The organism is Chryseobacterium sp. SIMBA_028 (assembly GCF_046535285.1).
In the GTDB taxonomy this organism is placed as follows: Bacteria; Bacteroidota; Bacteroidia; order Flavobacteriales; family Weeksellaceae; genus Chryseobacterium.
Map to the genome: position 1 here is coordinate 1 of NZ_JAWRWZ010000937.1, position 212 is coordinate 212.

The following is a 212-nucleotide window of genomic DNA, read 5'->3' on the forward strand; positions in this document are numbered from 1 at the left end:
TAGTCTCTTTCTGCATTAATCACTCCCGCTATTACGGCCGTTACCTTTCCATCCTTGAGCATCGGGAAAAATAGAAGTTTTCTGTTGTCTCCTTCATCTCCTCCAATATCCTGAGAGGAAACCCTTAAGTCCACGGTTCCATACTTGTTTTCCAGTTCGGTTTTCTTTTCTGGATACTTCTCAAAGTAGGCGAGCATGGAGTTTCCAAAGGG

1 protein-coding gene is annotated in these 212 nt (G+C 43.9%); it reads right to left on the bottom strand.

Annotated features, from left to right (window positions below; genetic code table 11):
• The coding region (locus tag SCA31_RS25955; protein WP_410699814.1) for a hypothetical protein at positions 1-212 on the bottom strand (212 nt) is incomplete at both ends.